The sequence below is a fragment of the Microcoleus sp. Pol17C6 genome (genome assembly GCF_036701145.1).
Taxonomy (GTDB): domain Bacteria; phylum Cyanobacteriota; class Cyanobacteriia; order Cyanobacteriales; family Microcoleaceae; genus Microcoleus.
In genome coordinates this window covers 35,304-52,533 of the sequence record NZ_JAUBQH010000005.1, presented here as the reverse complement: position 1 = coordinate 52,533, position 17,230 = coordinate 35,304, and the positions used below count along the sequence as shown (strand labels likewise).

The 17,230-nt window shown below is 47.7% G+C and carries 8 protein-coding genes; 7 read left to right on the top strand and 1 reads right to left on the bottom strand.

Features of this window, described 5'->3' with window-relative positions:
* Nucleotides 1–196 precede the first annotated feature (196 nt).
* The 6 genes from dnaK to QUA25_RS04150 all read left to right on the top strand — a co-directional run bounded on the left by dnaK (nt 197) and on the right by QUA25_RS04150 (nt 7,528).
* A complete protein-coding gene (gene dnaK / locus QUA25_RS04175; protein WP_333035823.1) occupies nt 197–2,293 on the top strand; it encodes a molecular chaperone DnaK in 2,097 nt (698 codons plus the stop codon).
* 131 nt (nt 2,294–2,424) lie between these two features.
* Nucleotides 2,425–3,585, top strand: a complete 1,161-nt coding sequence (locus QUA25_RS04170) for a DnaJ C-terminal domain-containing protein (protein WP_333035821.1) — start codon at nt 2,425–2,427, stop codon at nt 3,583–3,585.
* Between the two features lie 405 nt (nt 3,586–3,990).
* The gene (locus tag QUA25_RS04165; RefSeq protein ID WP_333035819.1) at nt 3,991–6,426 is read left to right on the top strand and encodes a dynamin-like GTPase family protein; all 2,436 of its coding nucleotides are present in this window, start codon (nt 3,991–3,993) and stop codon (nt 6,424–6,426) included.
* A gap of 99 nt (nt 6,427–6,525) precedes the next feature.
* The gene (locus QUA25_RS04160; protein ID WP_333035817.1) at nt 6,526–6,714 is read left to right on the top strand and encodes a hypothetical protein; all 189 of its coding nucleotides are present in this window, start codon (nt 6,526–6,528) and stop codon (nt 6,712–6,714) included.
* Nucleotides 6,715–6,764: 50 nt separating this feature from the next.
* Complete coding sequence (locus tag QUA25_RS04155; protein ID WP_333035815.1) at nt 6,765–7,232, top strand: KGK domain-containing protein; 468 nt, start codon at nt 6,765–6,767, stop codon at nt 7,230–7,232.
* 50 nt (nt 7,233–7,282) lie between these two features.
* Nucleotides 7,283–7,528 carry an HNH endonuclease gene (locus tag QUA25_RS04150; RefSeq protein ID WP_333035812.1) on the top strand — a complete coding sequence of 82 codons (246 nt, stop codon included), beginning with the start codon at nt 7,283–7,285 and terminating at the stop codon, nt 7,526–7,528.
* 51 nt (nt 7,529–7,579) lie between these two features.
* Here the strand turns inward: QUA25_RS04150 and QUA25_RS04145 are convergent, their stop codons facing one another.
* Complete coding sequence (locus tag QUA25_RS04145) at nt 7,580–11,392, bottom strand: glycoside hydrolase family 2 TIM barrel-domain containing protein (protein ID WP_333035810.1); 3,813 nt, start codon at nt 11,390–11,392, stop codon at nt 7,580–7,582.
* Between the two features lie 229 nt (nt 11,393–11,621).
* On the opposite strand from QUA25_RS04145, the gene QUA25_RS04140 reads away from it, so the two are divergent.
* On the top strand, nt 11,622–17,129 hold the full coding sequence (locus QUA25_RS04140) for a PAS domain S-box protein (RefSeq protein WP_333035808.1): 5,508 nt from the start codon (nt 11,622–11,624) through the stop codon (nt 17,127–17,129).
* Nucleotides 17,130–17,230: the final 101 nt, after the last annotated feature.

Below are 17,230 nucleotides of genomic sequence, written 5' to 3'. Positions count from 1 at the left end.
CGATCCGGGTTAACGCAAATTCCAGCTACACGCGCCTGCAACCCGCCGCGCGCACCCAGCCAACCCCAGCAACCTGAAGCGCAGGTGAGGCAATCCCCCTGCAGCCCCCGCTTCTCGACGCGGTACAATAAATGCAATCATACTTAACGCTTATATTGAAAAGGCTACACACAACGCCACAGGAGACAACTGACGCATGGGTAAAGTAGTTGGCATTGACCTCGGAACAACAAACTCAGTAGTAGCCGTCATGGAAGGCGGCAAACCGGTTGTGATTGCCAATGCAGAAGGGATGCGGACAACTCCCTCGGTAGTCGCTTTCACAAAGGAAGGAGAACGCCTTGTCGGACAGATGGCCAGACGCCAGACTGTTCTCAACCCGCAAAACACCTTTTACGCCGTCAAGCGGTACATCGGACGCAAATATACCGAACTGACTCCAGAATCAAAGCGCGTCCCTTACACAACTCGCCGCGACGAGAACGGGAACATCAAAATCAAGTGTCCCCGCCTGAAAAAAGATTTTGCCCCAGAGGAAATTTCGGCGATGGTTTTGCGGAAACTGGCCGATGAAGCCAGCCGCTATCTGGGACAAGAGGTGACGGGGGCTGTAATTACTGTTCCCGCTTATTTCAATGACTCGCAGCGACAGGCGACGCGGGATGCTGGACGAATTGCCGGACTTGATGTCAAACGGATTTTAAATGAGCCGACAGCGGCTTCTTTGGCTTACGGTTTGGACAGGCGAGAAAGTCAAACTATTTTAGTGTTTGATTTGGGCGGCGGTACTTTTGATGTGTCGATTTTAGACGTGGGAGACGGAGTATTTGAAGTCAAAGCAACTAGCGGTGATACTCAATTAGGCGGTAATGATTTTGACTCCAAAATTGTGGATTGGTTGGCAGAACAATTCTTAGAAAAAGAAGGAATTGATTTGCGACGCAACCGGCAAGCTTTGCAGCGCTTGATCGAAGCGGCAGAAAAAGCCAAGATTGAGCTGTCGGGAGTCGGTGTCACTGAGATTAATTTGCCGTTTATCGATGCGAACGAAGACGGGCCTTTGCATCTGGAAACGCGACTAACTCGCGGTCAATTTGAGGGGCTGTGCACAGATTTGGTGCAGCGGCTGCGGCGTCCGGTGAAACAAGCTTTGGCTGATGCAAGTTTGAGTCCTTCTCGCATTGATGAAGTTGTGCTAGTCGGCGGTTCGACTCGCATTCCTTTGGTACAGGAAGTTGTTCGCAACTTGATTGATAAAGAGCCGAATCAAAATGTGAATCCCGATGAAGTTGTGGCGGTGGGAGCGGCAATTCAGGCGGGGATTTTGGGAGGCGAGGTCCGCGATGTGCTGCTGTTAGATGTAACGCCGCTGTCGCTGGGTTTGGAAACTATCGGCGGTGTGATGAAAAAACTGATTCCTCGGAATACTACTATTCCCGTCAGGCGATCAGACATTTTTTCCACTGCTGAAAACAACCAAACTGTGGTAGAAATTCACGTAATCCAAGGGGAACGGGAATTAGGCCGAGATAATAAGTCTTTGGGACGGTTTAAACTAACTGGAATTCCGCCAGCGCCGCGAGGGATTCCGCAGGTGCAAGTAGCTTTTGATATTGATGCTAACGGGATGCTGTTGGTGACTGCTTTGGACAAAACTACCGGCAGGGAACAAAGCATTACTGTGCAAGGTGCTTCGACGCTGACTCAACAAGAAGTGAATCAAATGATTCGCGATGCGGAACAGTTTGCTCAAGCTGATAAGTTGCAGCGGGAAAGGGTAGAAAAACGCAATCGCGCTGAAGCTTTAGCTTATCAAGCGGAGCGGCAGTTGCGAGAGGTAGCGCTCGATCGCGGAATGCAGTTTGCTCAAAGAAGTCGCCAGCGAATTGAAACTTTAATTCGGGAATTGCGAGACAGTTTGGAACGCAATGATGAGCGGGGAGTTGACCAAGTTGGTTCGGATTTGCAGGATGCTCTTTACGATTTGAGCCGAGAAGTTTCCGCGTTTGCGATGGATGACGATGATGACGATTTCTTTGAGTCTGTGAAGCGGACTTTTACGGGCGACGGTACGAAGCGGCGCAGCGATGACAGCAGCTATTATACCAATGCTAAGCCGTACAGGCGATCGACTGTCGATCCAATTCCCGATCGCCCATATGATCGCAGCGGCGATCGTATGGGCGATCGTATGGGCGATCGTATGGGCGATCGCAGAAGCAGTGCTAATCGCCCCACTCGGCCTTATCAAAATCAAAGCGACGATTGGGATGATGACGACGATTGGCTCTAATTAGTGGTTAGTCATTAGTCCCTAGTCATTAGTCCCTAGTTTGAAGCAGGGAAGCAGCATGACTAATGACTAATGACTAATAATTAATAACTAATGACTAATGACTAATGACTAATAACTAATGACTAACTATGCAGAATTTTCGCAATTACTATCTAATTTTGGGAGTGCCCAAAGATGCCACGGCTGATGAGATTAAGAAAGCCTATCGACGGCTAGCCAGACAGTTGCACCCTGACGTAAATCCGGGGGATAAATCGGCTGAAGATAGGTTTAAGGATATTAATGAAGCTTACGATATTCTTTCCGATATTGACAAGCGAGCTCAATACGATCAGTTTAGTAAGTTCTGGAAACAAAAGGGATTTCAAGGCAAGCAAGGGGTGCGACTTCCCAATTTCAAAACTTGGGGAAATGGTAAAGCTACCCGCAAAAAACCGGCCGAAGATGTCGATTTTAGCGATTACTCGGATTTTAATAAATTTCTAGATCAAGTGCTCGGAAGGCGCCGGGAAGTGAGGATGGCGACCGCCAATGATGCACCGCGAGCAGCCTCCTATGAACCGTGGAGTACGGCTTCTAAGAGAACGAGTTATGTAGCTAATTCTAGGGAAGATAGAAGGGATGTGGACGATCGCGAAATTCGACGGGAAACAGTCGATCGCGAAATTCGACGGGAAACAGTTGATCGCGAAACCAGAAGGGATGTGGACGATCGCGAAATTCGACGGGAAGCAGTCGATCGCGAAATTCGACGGGAAACAGTCGATCGCGAACCCAGAAGAGACATTGAAGCAAGGCTAACTCTGCCTTTGGAAAGGGCTTATTCGGGCGGTACTGAGCGAATTCGTCTGGAAGATGGGCGAGCGATCGAGGTGAATCTGCCTCCTGCTATGGTATCAGGCCAGCGGATTCGCTTGCGAAATCAAGGTATGGGCGGCGGAGATTTATATTTAAAAATCACAGTTTCTCCCCATCCATTTTTTCGCTTGGAAATGTCGGATATTTGCTGCGAATTGCCACTGACTCCCAGCGAAGCGGTGTTGGGTGGAGATGTGGAAGTACCGACGCTAGATGGTAGGGTGAAAATGAAATTGCCACCGGGAGTAACGTCGGGAAAGCGGTTGCGGCTGGCTAACAAGGGCTATCCGACAGGAAATGGCGATCGGGGCGATCAATTGGTAGAAATTCAGGTGTTAATTCCCAAAGAAATTAGTCAAGAGGAACGGGAATTATACGAAAAGTTGCGGCAGGTTGAGTCTTTTAAACCGCGTCAGGATTTATCGGTTTAATGTAGAGTACGCAAGGCGCTAGTTTAATTTTGTAGAGGCGCAATAATGCGCGCCTTACTACTAATGGTCTACGAAAAATTAGGAGATGCTTGGCTAAATTTTACTGACATATCAGATTTAGCTAGTTGGCTGTAAATAGGTGATATCAAATCCGTGGGTATAGCAATTATTTATCTCTCTCTTCTCTTTCTGTGCGCCCTCTCCGGCCTCTGCGGTTTAATAATTCCGAAACAACCGTAAACGATAAGATTTGTCGCCAGAATAGCCGTTAGCGGAGCCCTCGAAGAGGATCGCACTTTCAGCAATCCTGGATAGCATAAGTAAAATTACTGTTGTGATTATTCCTGAACTAGCAGAGAATTAAAAATAAGGTAATTTTCCCACAATCAGGAGCAGTCTGCAGCGATGACTCAAATGCCCCCTCAATGCAACAATCTGCAAGAACAAGTTGACTCTTTACTGCAACTGCTGCGTCAGGAATCTTCTTTGCGACAACAAGATATCACGGCGGTACAAGCTTCTCTGAAAAAGGCAATTTCTCCTGAGTTTGAAATTGTGTTTGCTGGCGCTTTCAGTGCGGGAAAATCGATGCTGATTAATGCTTTGCTGGAGCGGGAATTGCTCTACAGTGCTGAAGGACACGCGACAGGTACGGAATGTTATATCGCCTTTGCTGAGCCGGAACAAGAGCGCGTTGTTCTAACTTTTTTGAGCGAGTTTGAGATTAGCCAGCAAGCTTCTGTGCTTTGCCATCAGTTAGGTTTAACTACTGAACTTAATATTAATCAAACAGATGTAGTGTCGCTGTTGTCTCAGGGATGTAACATAATTATTGAAACGGAAGGCGGCGAAAATAAATCGGAACTAGCCAAAAAAGCTAAGGCTTTGATGCTGCTGTTAGAAGGTTTTGAGGCAAATCGCGATCGCATCCAAACTCTCGAAAACGCTACCTACTCGATGGAACAGTTTAATTTTTCCAATCTCAAGGAAGCTGCTAGTTATGCCCGTCGCGGTAGCAACAGTGCTGTACTCAAGCGAGTTGAATATTACTGTTATCATCCCTTGCTACAAGATGGCAATATTATTATCGACACGCCGGGAATTGATGCGCCCGTGCAGCGGGATGCAGAATTGACTTATGATAAGATTGAAAGCCCCGATACTTCGGCAGTTGTCTGCGTTTTGAAAGCAGCTTCGTCTGGGGAAATGACGACGGAGGAAACCGAGTTGATGGAAAAAACACGGGGAAATCCGGGAATTCGCGATCGACTGTTTTACATTTTCAACCGCATCGACGAAACTTGGTACAACACGCAACTGCGACAGCGCTTAGAAAATCTGATTAATTCCGACTTTCGCGATACTGCGAGAGTTTACAAAACTAGCGGATTGTTGGGATTTTACGGGAGTAGGATTCGAGGGACAACAGGGCGCGATCGCTTTGGTTTAAATACAATCTTTGCCAGCAGTCAAGGGCGAGTTTCTGGAGATGATAAATTAGATTCAGAGTTTCTCGGTAATAGTGAAGAAACACCGCAATTTGTCAGCGAGTTTAACCGATACTGTGCCAATTCCGGCAAGTTATCTCCCAGCAAATTTCGGGTTTCTGTTAACAGCTACGAAACACCAAATGAAAACTACGTGCGGATTCTTGCAGAACAAGGACAACCATTAATTGCTCAATTAATTCAAGATAGCGGCATCGAAGATTTTCGCACAGCCATCACCCGTTACCTCACAGAAGAAAAACGCCCGCAACTGTTCAAAAATTTAGCTGACGACTTGGAAGACTTGTGCATTCAACTGCGGAAACATTACCAAACAATTCAGCGGAACTTGGACAGCCAGCCCCGCGAAATTGAAGCGATGAAAGCACAAGAACTTTTGCGACTAAATCAAGAGTTGCAGCAAGTCGGACAGGACTTTCGGGAACATATCGCCGAAGAAGTCAATGAAATGATTATGAATAAATGCGATATTTTCGATACAGACTTTCGGCAATTGCAATCTCGGATGATCCGGCGCTTGGATGAATTGTTAGACGGATTTTCTGTTGAGGCGGCTTACGGACGCACTTTGCGGAATCATCCCCGCAATGCGACAGCACCTTTAATTGCTGTTTTAGTTGAGGCACTTTACTATTTAGCGAATCAGTTGGAAGATATTTTAGTAGAGGCTACTAAGTCACTGGTTGATAATTATTTTCAGTATTTGAAAGATAGCGTTCGCAAGTCAGAATACTATCGATTACTTTATCGGCTGTTGGGGAACGACGGGGGAATTGAACAGCAGTTAGAGGAGTTATCAAAGCGGGTTTCTGATGCTTTGGTAAATGCGGCGGGCGTAGAGTGCGATCGCTACGTGCGAGAAAGTCCCCGTTTTTACGACGAAGGCACGTTTTCGATTTATCAATTCCGGGAAACATTGCAGCAAACTTCTCAAGGTTTCGACTGCGAAAACATGGTGGACGCCCAACCGGCAATTCGGCAATTATTGCGGCTGGATTTTGAGCCGAAAGTATCTAGAACTATTCGGCAAACTTTCCGCCAAACTGTCAACCAAACCCTGAAAGAGCATTTGTTGCCGCTGGCCCAAAAGCAAGCTGATGATATTTTGCAGAAATACAGTCAAGCCCGCGATTATTTGGAGCAAACTTTGGCACAGGAGGCTGAGGAAAAGATTGCTGGGAATCTGCGGCGGCAAGCTGAGAATGAGCAGAAAATTCAAGAGTACGATCGGGCAGTTTCGGGGATTAATAGTTGTTTGCAAGCGATGAAGTTGCACGAGCATTTGTTGCCTGTAATTGGACAAAATGATAGCGTTTCGGTGGATGGTGAATGATTGCAATTTTGGCAATCGGGAATCGGCGATTTCCAATCGCCCGCTATCTTTATTGTGTTTATTATGCTACAATAGCCAACAAAGAGCGACTTTAATCCTATGAACATTCGCGAAAAACTTTTAACAATAATCGAAAAACTTTCAGAGGATAAGTTAGCAACACTTCTGAACATAGCCCTATTCTTTAAAAGTGGGAAAGAATCAGTTCAACCGATGCTTGTATCCCAAGCTTATCAAGATTGGCTGAGTGCGGAAAATGACATTTTTGACGAAATATTTGCCGACTGAGCCATCATCAAATATTCGCGTTCATTCGCGTTCATTTGCGGTTAAAACTCATGGGTAAAAAACCTATTAGGTTAGATATAAATATGGAAAATAAATTTGATTTTCACAACTGCGGTAATGATGATGCTTTATCTTTTGGTAAAGCAATGCTTAAAGTAGGAAAACTAAAGGAAACAGTAAATAGAGTTTTGCCTGAGTATGGGTTAGGAGAGACACTCAATAAATCGTTAAAAGAACAGAACTTACATATCGATGTACCTGTTGACACTCGCCAACAACGTTTTTCATATGACAATTGGTTTGGTGAAGGTATAGATTGTGAAATTCTCAGAGTGGGTGCTCAGGGCTGGAAGAAAGGAAAGATGAAGCTCAAACTCAATGTCACTATAGAGTTTTGCCCAGATGAACCCGAAGTCGCAGAAACACCAGAAAACAACGAATCAGAAACTAGCAAACCAGAATCCCCCCTCGATGATTTGCGCCGCCAACTTCTCAATCAAGAAAACTCGCCCAGCTAATCCATCAAACATCCGCGTTAATTCGCGTTCATCTGCGGTTAAAAATCATCATGACTAAAACCCCTAGAATCCCCATTCCCCCGGAAGTCAGAAAATACGTATTTACTCGCAATAAATACCAATGCCAAAGCTGCGGCAAAACCAAACTAGAAACACAACTCACGATCGATCATATCATCCCCCTAGCGCGCGGCGGCAGCAACGACATCAGCAACTTGCAAACCCTCTGCGGCACCTGCAACCAAAAGAAAACAGACAAACTAGACCCCCGCTTCCGCCGTAACTTTGACCTGTAATATCCTCCATAACATCCGCGTTAATCCGCGTTAATCTGCGGTTAAAAACTTCTACCATCTATAATACCGATAAGGATCGTCCCCATTCTCAAAATCCGTTCTGTAATCCCAGTGATAAAACTCCCGACTCGAACCGTTAAACACAGAACCATCCGCCTTAAAACTCGCCCCTAAATTAGCCAAAATCTGAGCATTTGCCCTGGTTTGCCGCCAGCGAGTAAAACGCAAATAAGTCTTAGTATCAGCATCCAAACTGTCCGGTTCAATCTGAGAGAAAATCGCCACACCCTTGCCCACTTGTACCCGACTTAACAACCCGTCAGCACCGATTTCTCCCCCAGACTTAATCAACCAAGTATCATAAAAAGAGCGCGATCGCAAATCGGATGCACTAACCCCCTTCACCTCATCCCAACTCGGAACCGCCAGCGAACCCCCAAAATCCTGCGCTTGCTGCAAACCCACGCCCAAACCCGCAACAGACACTTGACGCGGCAAGAAAAACGCCTTCCCGCCAGCATTCAAATAACCGCGCAAATCTGCATCTTTCAGATTCGCTTCTTTCCCCAGAATCACCAAACCAACATCATTAGAAAGCGAACTAGCGCGCTGATAAATTACCCCCAAACTGTCCAACTTTTGGGCATCTTCATCTCCCCCTATTAAAACCACTTGATCCGGCTTTCCAAGTACCGGAGAATTCATCCCGTAACTCACAATTTGTTGCACTAACTGCGCCGCCCCAGCATCTACAGAATAATGGTCTTCCAAATCCAATTCGTTTAAAATTAGCCGCCCTTTTCCGTAATCCAATTCCATCAGCGGCGAATAAGCTAAATCAAACTCAGATTCCAAAATGGGACGCCAACCGCTGCGGTGCGGTTTCTCAATTGAAGCGCTACTGACACCGCCACGATTTCCCCAACGCCAGCCGTACCAAGGTTTATTTGCCGGACTCAAATTAGGGCCAGTTTTGATCGTATCTGGATAAGCTTCAACCAGCGTGCTTTCCCCCACCCAATCCCGCAAATCTTCACTGTCTAAACTGCTAATTGCGGGATGTTTGCTGTCAACTGGATAAGCGCGGCGGCTGACGTGGGCAGCAACCCGGAAACCCGTATTTTCCAGCCATTCCCGGCGCTGAGGAAACACAATTACTTTGCCGCCGTTTCGCACAAAACTTTCTACACTTCCCGGCAAATTTTCCCCGCTTGAAAACGCTTCCCTACCGATAATTAATAGCGATGAAACTTGCGAACCATTCCACGGTACAAGCTGATAACCTAATTGTTTTAACATTGCCGATGTTTTGCCGGCTGGATCGAAAATTGTCACCGAATCTTTGATGTTGGATTGTTTGGGAAAAACGCGGAAAGCAAATGTATCAGAATGCGAGCGATCGCCCACCCGTGCGGTCAAGCGAATTTCGCCGTCAGCCTTGCTAGAAATGGTATTTGGCAATTTTACGTCTATTGGGAAAAACAGCGTTCCTGCCGCCTCAATCATCCCTTTTCCCTCGCCTTTTTTTACTTCTTTGCCATTCACCAAAACTCGCCAATTAAACGTAAATTCTTGCGGCGTTCGCCTATCGTTAATTAACACTACTTGCTTGGCCACTTTTCCGCCCACAAACAAATTGTGATCTTTGGCAGTAAAAACCGGGCTAGCACCAGCAATCCAAGCCAAAGTCGAGCTATTATTATTCATAATAGCCTCGCCCCCAGGATGAACAGTGTAAGCTTCGGGCTGCAAATAATTCAAAAGATTATTCGAGACTTGCTTCAAATAAACTCCCCGGCGACCCGGTTGAAAGGCCCCAATATCCACCTTTTTTCTTCCTGCTTCGGAAACTTCCCAACCATGTCCGTCATTCCAAGGAATCATCCCCCCAGACATTCCAAAAGTCCGCCAACTCCGCCAAGTATTTGTACTGAATAACTGCTGCAACTTTTGAAAAGCTGGGGCAAAATCTAACTCTTTTTTTAAATGCCAGTTTTGATACTCCTGACCCTTGACAAATTGCTCGCGAATTTTAGCTTTATAAGCGGCAGTTTCCAACTCGTAAGCCTGCTTGCCAAAATAAATTGCCGCAAACTCAGTCATCCAAGGTTCGCTGAGAATCACCTGACCAAAACCTTTGCGATTCCGCATCATTGTTGCGTGCAGAGGAGTCCCAAACTCGACTGCCATGTAGGGCTTTTCCCCGGTTTTGCTCCACTCAGAAATCCACTCTTCCCGTTCTTGCAAGGGAATCATATTTAAATAAGAATTCAGCGCATAAACATCGCCGAAGTGGGCGCCTTGGTGTACCATCACAGGTCTGGTTGGGTCTGCCGATTTAATAGTAGCTAAAGCGTCATTTCCTAGGGGAGTGTTGACCCGCAAACGCTGGTTTTCCGGGGGACTGAGAGTTCCTTCTACTTTGCTTTTGCCGATGCGACGGGGATTTAGGTCGTCAGCGTTGCCGAAAAAATTAGGACTTGTCGCCCACATTAATACTGATGGATGATTGCGGTAGCGGCGCATTTCAGTCACCATTCGCTCTTTCCAGCGGTTTTTCCACAGGGGGTTCTTCCACTTGCCATTCCAAGCGATAGGACTAATGTCTAAAGCGGGAGCCATAATGGGAAAACCTTTGAGGTCTGCTCTTTCGGAAAACAACTCTCGGAAGTGCCATCTACCCCGTTCGTCGTGATTCCAAGGCCACATTTCTGTTATGTTAAACCCGGCTTTGACGTAGCCATCAATTAGGCTATCTGCAACTTCTACTGTGCCGCCTTGCCAAGTATCGGAGTGCAAGATTGGTCGCAGTCGAATTTCAGTTCCGTTTAAGAAAAATTTGCGCCCTTCTATCCAAAATTCGCGGAAGCCAAAAGGTTGGTTGTATTGTGTGTCAATGCCGCTGCCTTTTACTTCTAATTGCAGGGTGTAAAGGTTTGGTTGCCCGAGATCCCAAAGACGGGGATTTGGCCAATTCCAATGAACTTGGACGGTTTGAATTGGTTTAGCTTTAACGTTGGTAGTGGCGGTGAATTTTTGTTGTACTTTGCCTTTTTCGTCGAGCATTTGCGCGATTATTTCTACTTGACCGTTTTGGGCAACGTCTTTGAGTTCAACATCTAATTTAACTTGCTTTTTTCTGGTGGAAGTTTGGACGAATACGTCCCTAATTAGCGGGCCTGGAGGAAGGCTCAGAAGCCTTACTTCGCCGATTATTCCCCGCGATTGCAACTTTGATTTTTCTGTGTAGATTTCTGTGGGGCCCATGATGACGGCTTTTTCCTTTTCATCGGATACTGCCACCACTAAAATAGATATGGTGTTTTGACCTGGTTTTGCTGCTTTGGTAATTTCAATAGTGCCGTAGGGCCAGGGGATTTGACCGCAGTTAATGCCGTTGACAAAGATGACTGCATCGGTGCTGACTCTGGCTAAGTCGAGAAAAATTCGGCGGTTTGTCCAGTCGCCGGGAAGGTCTATATTTCTCTGATACCAAGCTTTTGATAGTTGTTTACTGTTGAAGTTTTCCCAATCTTTGCCGTTGCCGCGAGTGATGATTCCGGGTACGGATTCGTTGTTTTCTTTTTGCCAATCTCCGGGCACCGAGATGGAACCCCAATTTGGGGAGACAGGGGGGTTTTGGGGGTTGCCAACTGCGGGGACAAATTGCCAAGTTCCGTTGAGATAGATTTGCGATCGTTTGTTGTCGATCGCCCCGACGGCCAGGGTGGTAAGATTGGGGAAGCCGATCGATATCGCTGAGTTGCTGGCGAAGTTGGGATTTTGCAGCGCGTAACCGACGAATCCAAAGAGGGTGGCGGCTGCGAAAAATAATCCGATAATTTTGGCCAGCTTGTGATTCACTCGCTTATTGCTCCCAGAAATTAGATAATCTAATCTGTCCCTTGATCTATGATAGCAGTTGATTTAGCAGAAATTCCCGTGCCAATCTGTCTCTGGGAAGATGGCACAGAGCCGACAAATGTGGTTTTGTATAGAAAAAATAAATACTTAGTTTTAACTAAGTTTTAACAAGGTTGTTTCATAGACATAAGCAATAGTGCGATCGCGCCATCGCTACAGGTCAAAAAAAATGAGTCCGTTTGAGGTCTTGCCCTTACCCATTAAATCTTACAGTATTGCTACATTTAGCGCCGGCACGGCTTTACTGCTGACAACTCTGTTACTGTTTTCCTTCCAGGCAGCTCCTGCAATCTTACTTTTGGCGGCTGCAATGGTCATCGCTTGGTATGCGGGCTTAAAGTCCGCAAAACAAGAACTAGAAATAGAACGTAATATTATTTCCAAAGTAATTGACACGACGGCTTGCTTGATTGTAGTTCTAGACAGCCAAGGACGGATTGTCCGGTTTAACCAAGCTTGCGAAAAAACTACAGGCTACTCGACAGCAGAAGTAATCAATAAATATCTTTGGGATTTGTTTTTAATTCCAGAAGAAACAGAGCCAGTTAAAACTGTTTTTACCAAGCTCAAGCTCGAAAATTTTAACAGCCAATATCAAAACTATTGGCGCACTAAAAATGGGCAGAAGCGCTTAATTTCTTGGTCTAATACTGTGACCCTAGATGGCGATGGCTTGGTGGAATATGTGATAGGAACTGGTATTGATATTACCGATCGCAAAGAAGCAGAAATAGCCCTGGCTTTATCCTACACTAACCTAGAAAGCCACGTCAAACAACGCACAGCAGAACTGACAGTAGCTAAAGAAGCCCTGCAAGCTCAAGAAGAACGATTTCGCTGTTTAAGTTCCTGTTCGCCTGTCGGCATTTTTATGGCAGATTTTGAGGGGCGCTACACCTATGCCAACCCTCGCTGTCAGGCTATTTGCGGCTTAAGTTTGACAGAAATTTTAGGAGACGGTTGGGAGAAGTGCATTCACCCGGAAGACAGCGATCGCGTATTGAGCCGATGGCTGGATTATACTCGGCAAGGTGGGGAATATGCGATCGAGTATCGCCTGCAAACACCACAGGGGATTGTGCGCTGGATTAACGTTTGTTCCTCGCCGATGTTTTCGGACTCCGGCGAACTCATCGGACACGTGGGCACGGTGAGAGATGTCACGGAAAGACAACAGGCGCAAACAGCTTTGGCAAGCAGCGAACAGCAACTGAGAAGGCTGCTAGAAAATACGCCAGATATCATTATCCGCGCTGACAAAGAACTGCGTTATATTTATGTCAATCAAGCAGTTGAAAGAACCCAAGGAAAACCGCTTTCATTCTTCTTGGGCAAAACCAGTCAAGCAATAGGAATGTCGCCGGAACAGTGCCAGATGTGGGAGGAAACCCTGCACAAAGTGTTAGAAACAGGTCGAGAAGAAATCATCGAATTTCAGGCTTCCTCAACCAACGGCATCCGAAGTTATCAATCGCGGGTAGTTCCAGAATTTGACCAAAATGGCGTAGCAGAATCGGCTTTAATTGTCGCCCGCGATATCACAGAAATAAAACTTGCAGAAACTCAAAGATTGCAGTTAACAATCGAGCAAACAGCGAGGGAAAAAGCGGAAATAGAACAGCAGCGCTCGGCCTTTTTAGCAGAAGTCAGCAAAATGCTGGCTGATGCGTTTGACGGGGAAACGGTGCTGCAAAAGGTAGCAGAATTAGCAATAAATTCGATCGCCGACGGGTGCTGCATTCATTTGACCGAAAGCGACTCAAAAGTGCGTCGAGTCGCTGCAGCTCACGCCGAAGCCTCTATAGTTGATAGTCTGAATAACTTGAGAATCCGAAGTTTGAGCGCTGACAATGCTGTTAACGGCTATCCCCTGGTAATCCGCAGCGGAAAATCCGAACTAATTACCGAAGTGGATGAGGAGATTTTAGCAGCAGGAGCGGAAAATGCCGCAGAAATGGAAATATTGCGATCGCTCAATATCGGATCTCACGCTTGCGTACCGCTGAAAGCCCGCGGGCGGGTAATGGGTTCCATCACTTGCTTTACCTCGAAGTTGGGCCGCCGCTACACTGCAGAAGACATGGCAATGCTAGAAGATTTAGCATACCGCGTGGCGATCGCCCTAGACAACGCCAGACTTTACACAGAAGCGCAGGAAGCACTATCTCAAACATCGCAATCCTTCGCCTTAATTGACGCGCTGTTAGAAGCATCTCCCCTAGCGATTTGCTTTCTGGATCGCGAAATGCGCTTCATCCGTATCAATCAAGTATTAGCAGAACTCAACGGTTTGCCGATAGAACAGCATCTCGGCCAAGACTTCCGGCAATTGTTGCCAGAACATGCAGCCAAATTTGCGCCGATAATTCAGCAAGTTTTAGAAACCGGCCAGCCTGTTTTAAACTTAGAAATGAGCGGCGAACCTGATGGAAAACCCGGATATTTCGGCTACTGGCTCGCCAACTACTACCCAGTAAAAAATGAAAGGGCAGAAATAATCGGAGTCGGCCTAATTATCACAGATATTACCGCAGAAAAACAAACTGAATTAGCTTTGCGGGAAAGCGAAATGCGATTCCGCAGCGTGGTAGAATCTAACATGATCGGCATCGGTTTCTGGGATGCCAGCGGCGAAGTTACGGACGCTAACGACGCCTTGCTGGAAATGATCGGATATACAAGAGAAGACTTAGCTTCGGGACAGATCCGCTGGCTCGAACTCACTGCGCCGGAATATCTAGAACTCGATCGCGTCGCCATCGCGCAAGTCGAAGCAGAAGGAAGTTGCACACCTTTTGAAAAAGAATATCTCCGCAAAGACGGCACGCGCTTCCCAGTTTTAGTCGGCGGCGGAAACTTCCAAGGATGTACAGACAAAGGAGCATTCTTCGTACTAGATATCACCGATCGCAAACAAGTCCAAAATCAGCTCCGAGAAAACGAAATACGCATTCGTCGCCAACTAGCAGAACTCGACTTAGTTTACAACACCACACCAGTCGGGCTGTGCTTTCTCGATACCAATTTGCGCTACATCCGCATCAACGAATGCCTCGCTGCGATAAATGACCGATCGATCTCAGATCACATCGGGCGCACCGTTAGAGAAGTAATTCCCGAAATGGCCGATATGGTAGAGCGGATTTACCGCCAAGTGCTGGCGACGCAAACCCCCGTGCTTGACTTGGAAGTTAAGTCCGCAACCAAGCAACAGCCAGGAGTTGTGCGGGATTGGCAAATCAGCTTTTACCCCGTGATCGATGAATCAGGAACACTGCTGGGAGTCAGCACCGTGGTTGCCGAAATCACCGATCGCAACCAAGCAAAACGGGTAATGCAGCAAAGCGAAGCCATATTCCGGCGGCTGTTCGAGTCAAATATTTTCGGAGTCGCGATCGGCGATTTTAGCGGCCGCATCGCCTACGCCAACCAATCCCTGCTCAACATGGTCGGCTACACCCGCTCAGACTTGCTCTCCGGTCAAATACGGTGGGACAGAATGACCCCCCCCGAATACCTGCACCTTGACGCCTTAGCGGCCCAAGAACTGCGGGCTAAGGGAGTCGCAACTCCTTTCAAGAAAGAGTACATCCGCAAAGATGGCAGCCGCGTGCCGATTCTGATGGGCGGAACCACTCTGTGTGCCGACGATCGCGAACCAGAGACGATCGTCGCATTCTTCATCGACTTGACCGAGATCTCCCGCGTGGAAGCAGAACTCAAAAACAATCAAGAACGGCTGCAAATCGCTCAGCAAGCAGGCAAAATCGGAACTTTTGAATGGAACGTCCAAACCGGCGAGATCGCCTGTACACCGGAGTTAGAGGCTTTGTACGGGCTGCCTGCAGGCGGTATCGACAGCTATCAAAATTGGGCCCAAATGGTGCATCCAGACGATCGCGCTTTGACTCAACAGCAGGTAAAAGCTGCGGCGGTGTCCGGGGAGGAATTAAACATTGAGTTCCGCATCTGCCGCCCGGACAAAAGCGTGGGCTGGATTGCTTGCAGGGCGAAGGTGTTTCAGGACGATCGGGGTTTGCCTTTGCGGATGATCGGGGTGAATGTCGATATCACCGATCGCAAACAAGCAGAAGCCGCGCGATCGCACATCAATCAAACTTTAGAAGCCTTGATTCAGGCTTGTCCCCTAGCAATTACCGTTTTGGACTGCGACGACGGCACTGTGAAAATGTGGAACCCAGCAGCCGAGAGGATTTTTGGCTGGCATGAATCAGAAACGGTAGGTCAATTTGTGCCTTGCGTTCCCGCAGACAAGCGGGAGGAATTCACGGCTAATTTGAAAAGAATTCGCGAAGGAAACGCGATCGCAGGCATGGAAACCCACCGCCAAAGGAAAGACGGCAGCTCGATCGACATCAGTTTGTGGGCAACTCCAGTCCGCGACAGCAACGGCAACATCAACTGTATGTCGATCATCGCCGACATCAGCGATCGCAAGCAAGTCGAGGCCCAACGCGCTCAGTTGCTCGAACGCGAACAGGCCGCGCGGGTGGAAGCAGAAGCTATCAGCCGCCGGAAAGACGAGTTTCTAGACTCTCTTTCCCACGAATTGCGAACGCCTTTAAATGTGATTCAGGGGTGGGCACAGATCCTGCGCGCCCACCCCTACAACGAAGCTAAATTAGCTTCGGGTTTGGAAGCCATTGAGCGTCAGTCGAAGGTGCAGAGCCAGCTAGTGGAAGATTTGCTCGACGTTTCCCGGATTACTCAAGGCAAGCTGGCCCTGAAACCCGGCTGGTTCTACATGGTAAAGACGATCGAGGCGGCTCATAATTTAGTTCGTTTGGCAGCCGAGGCCAAGTCTGTCACCGTTTCGTTAGAACTTGACCCCGCAGTCAGCTTGATGTGGGGCGACGCCCAGAGGTTGCAGCAGGTAGTGTGGAATTTGCTGACTAACGCCGTGAAGTTTACGCCTTCGGGGGGAAATGTGGAACTGCGCTTATCTGCGGTAGCTGTTAGCGATTCCTCATCACCCAATTACGTGCAAATTACTGTCAGCGATACCGGAAAGGGCATTCCTGCTGATTTTCTGCCCTACGTGTTCGATCGCTTCCGACAAGCAGACGCCTCGAAAACTAAGGCTGAGGGCGGTTTGGGACTGGGATTGGCGATCGTCGATCACTTGGTACAACTCCACGGGGGCACTGTGACTGCGGAAAGTCCCGGTAAAGACCAGGGTGCGACATTTACCGTGACACTCCCTCTCAAACAGCCTCGGAGTACGCAGCCGCAGTTGAGAGGAGAAAGGAAATCCAATCCAAGGCCTCCGGGTATTTTGGCTGGTTTAAAGGTGTTGGTAGTTGACGACGAACCCGAAAACCGCGAGTTTTTGATGCTTGCGCTCCAACAGTGCGGGGCGACTGCGACGGCGGTTGCTTCGGCTGCAGAGGCGATCGACATTTTACAGGAGTCGCCGCCGGATATTTTAGTCAGCGATATCGGTATGCCCGTTGAGGACGGCTACTGGCTGATCAGCAAAGTGCGATCGTCCGAATCCGACAAAATCAAGGGCTTGCCGGCCGTGGCGCTGACAGCTTATGCTAGCGAAGAAGACCGCGATCGGGCGATCGCCATTGGTTACAACGAACATTTAACAAAGCCGATCGAACCCGCTCTCTTCGCCACCGTTTTAGCCAAGTTAGCAAAAGGGCATTAGGGCGATCGGGTTCGATTAACGCACAAATAAGATCATTTCCCTTTGATTCGGATTTGTATGATGTTAAATCTTGTAAGGGCGGGTTCACCAATAATAATTGC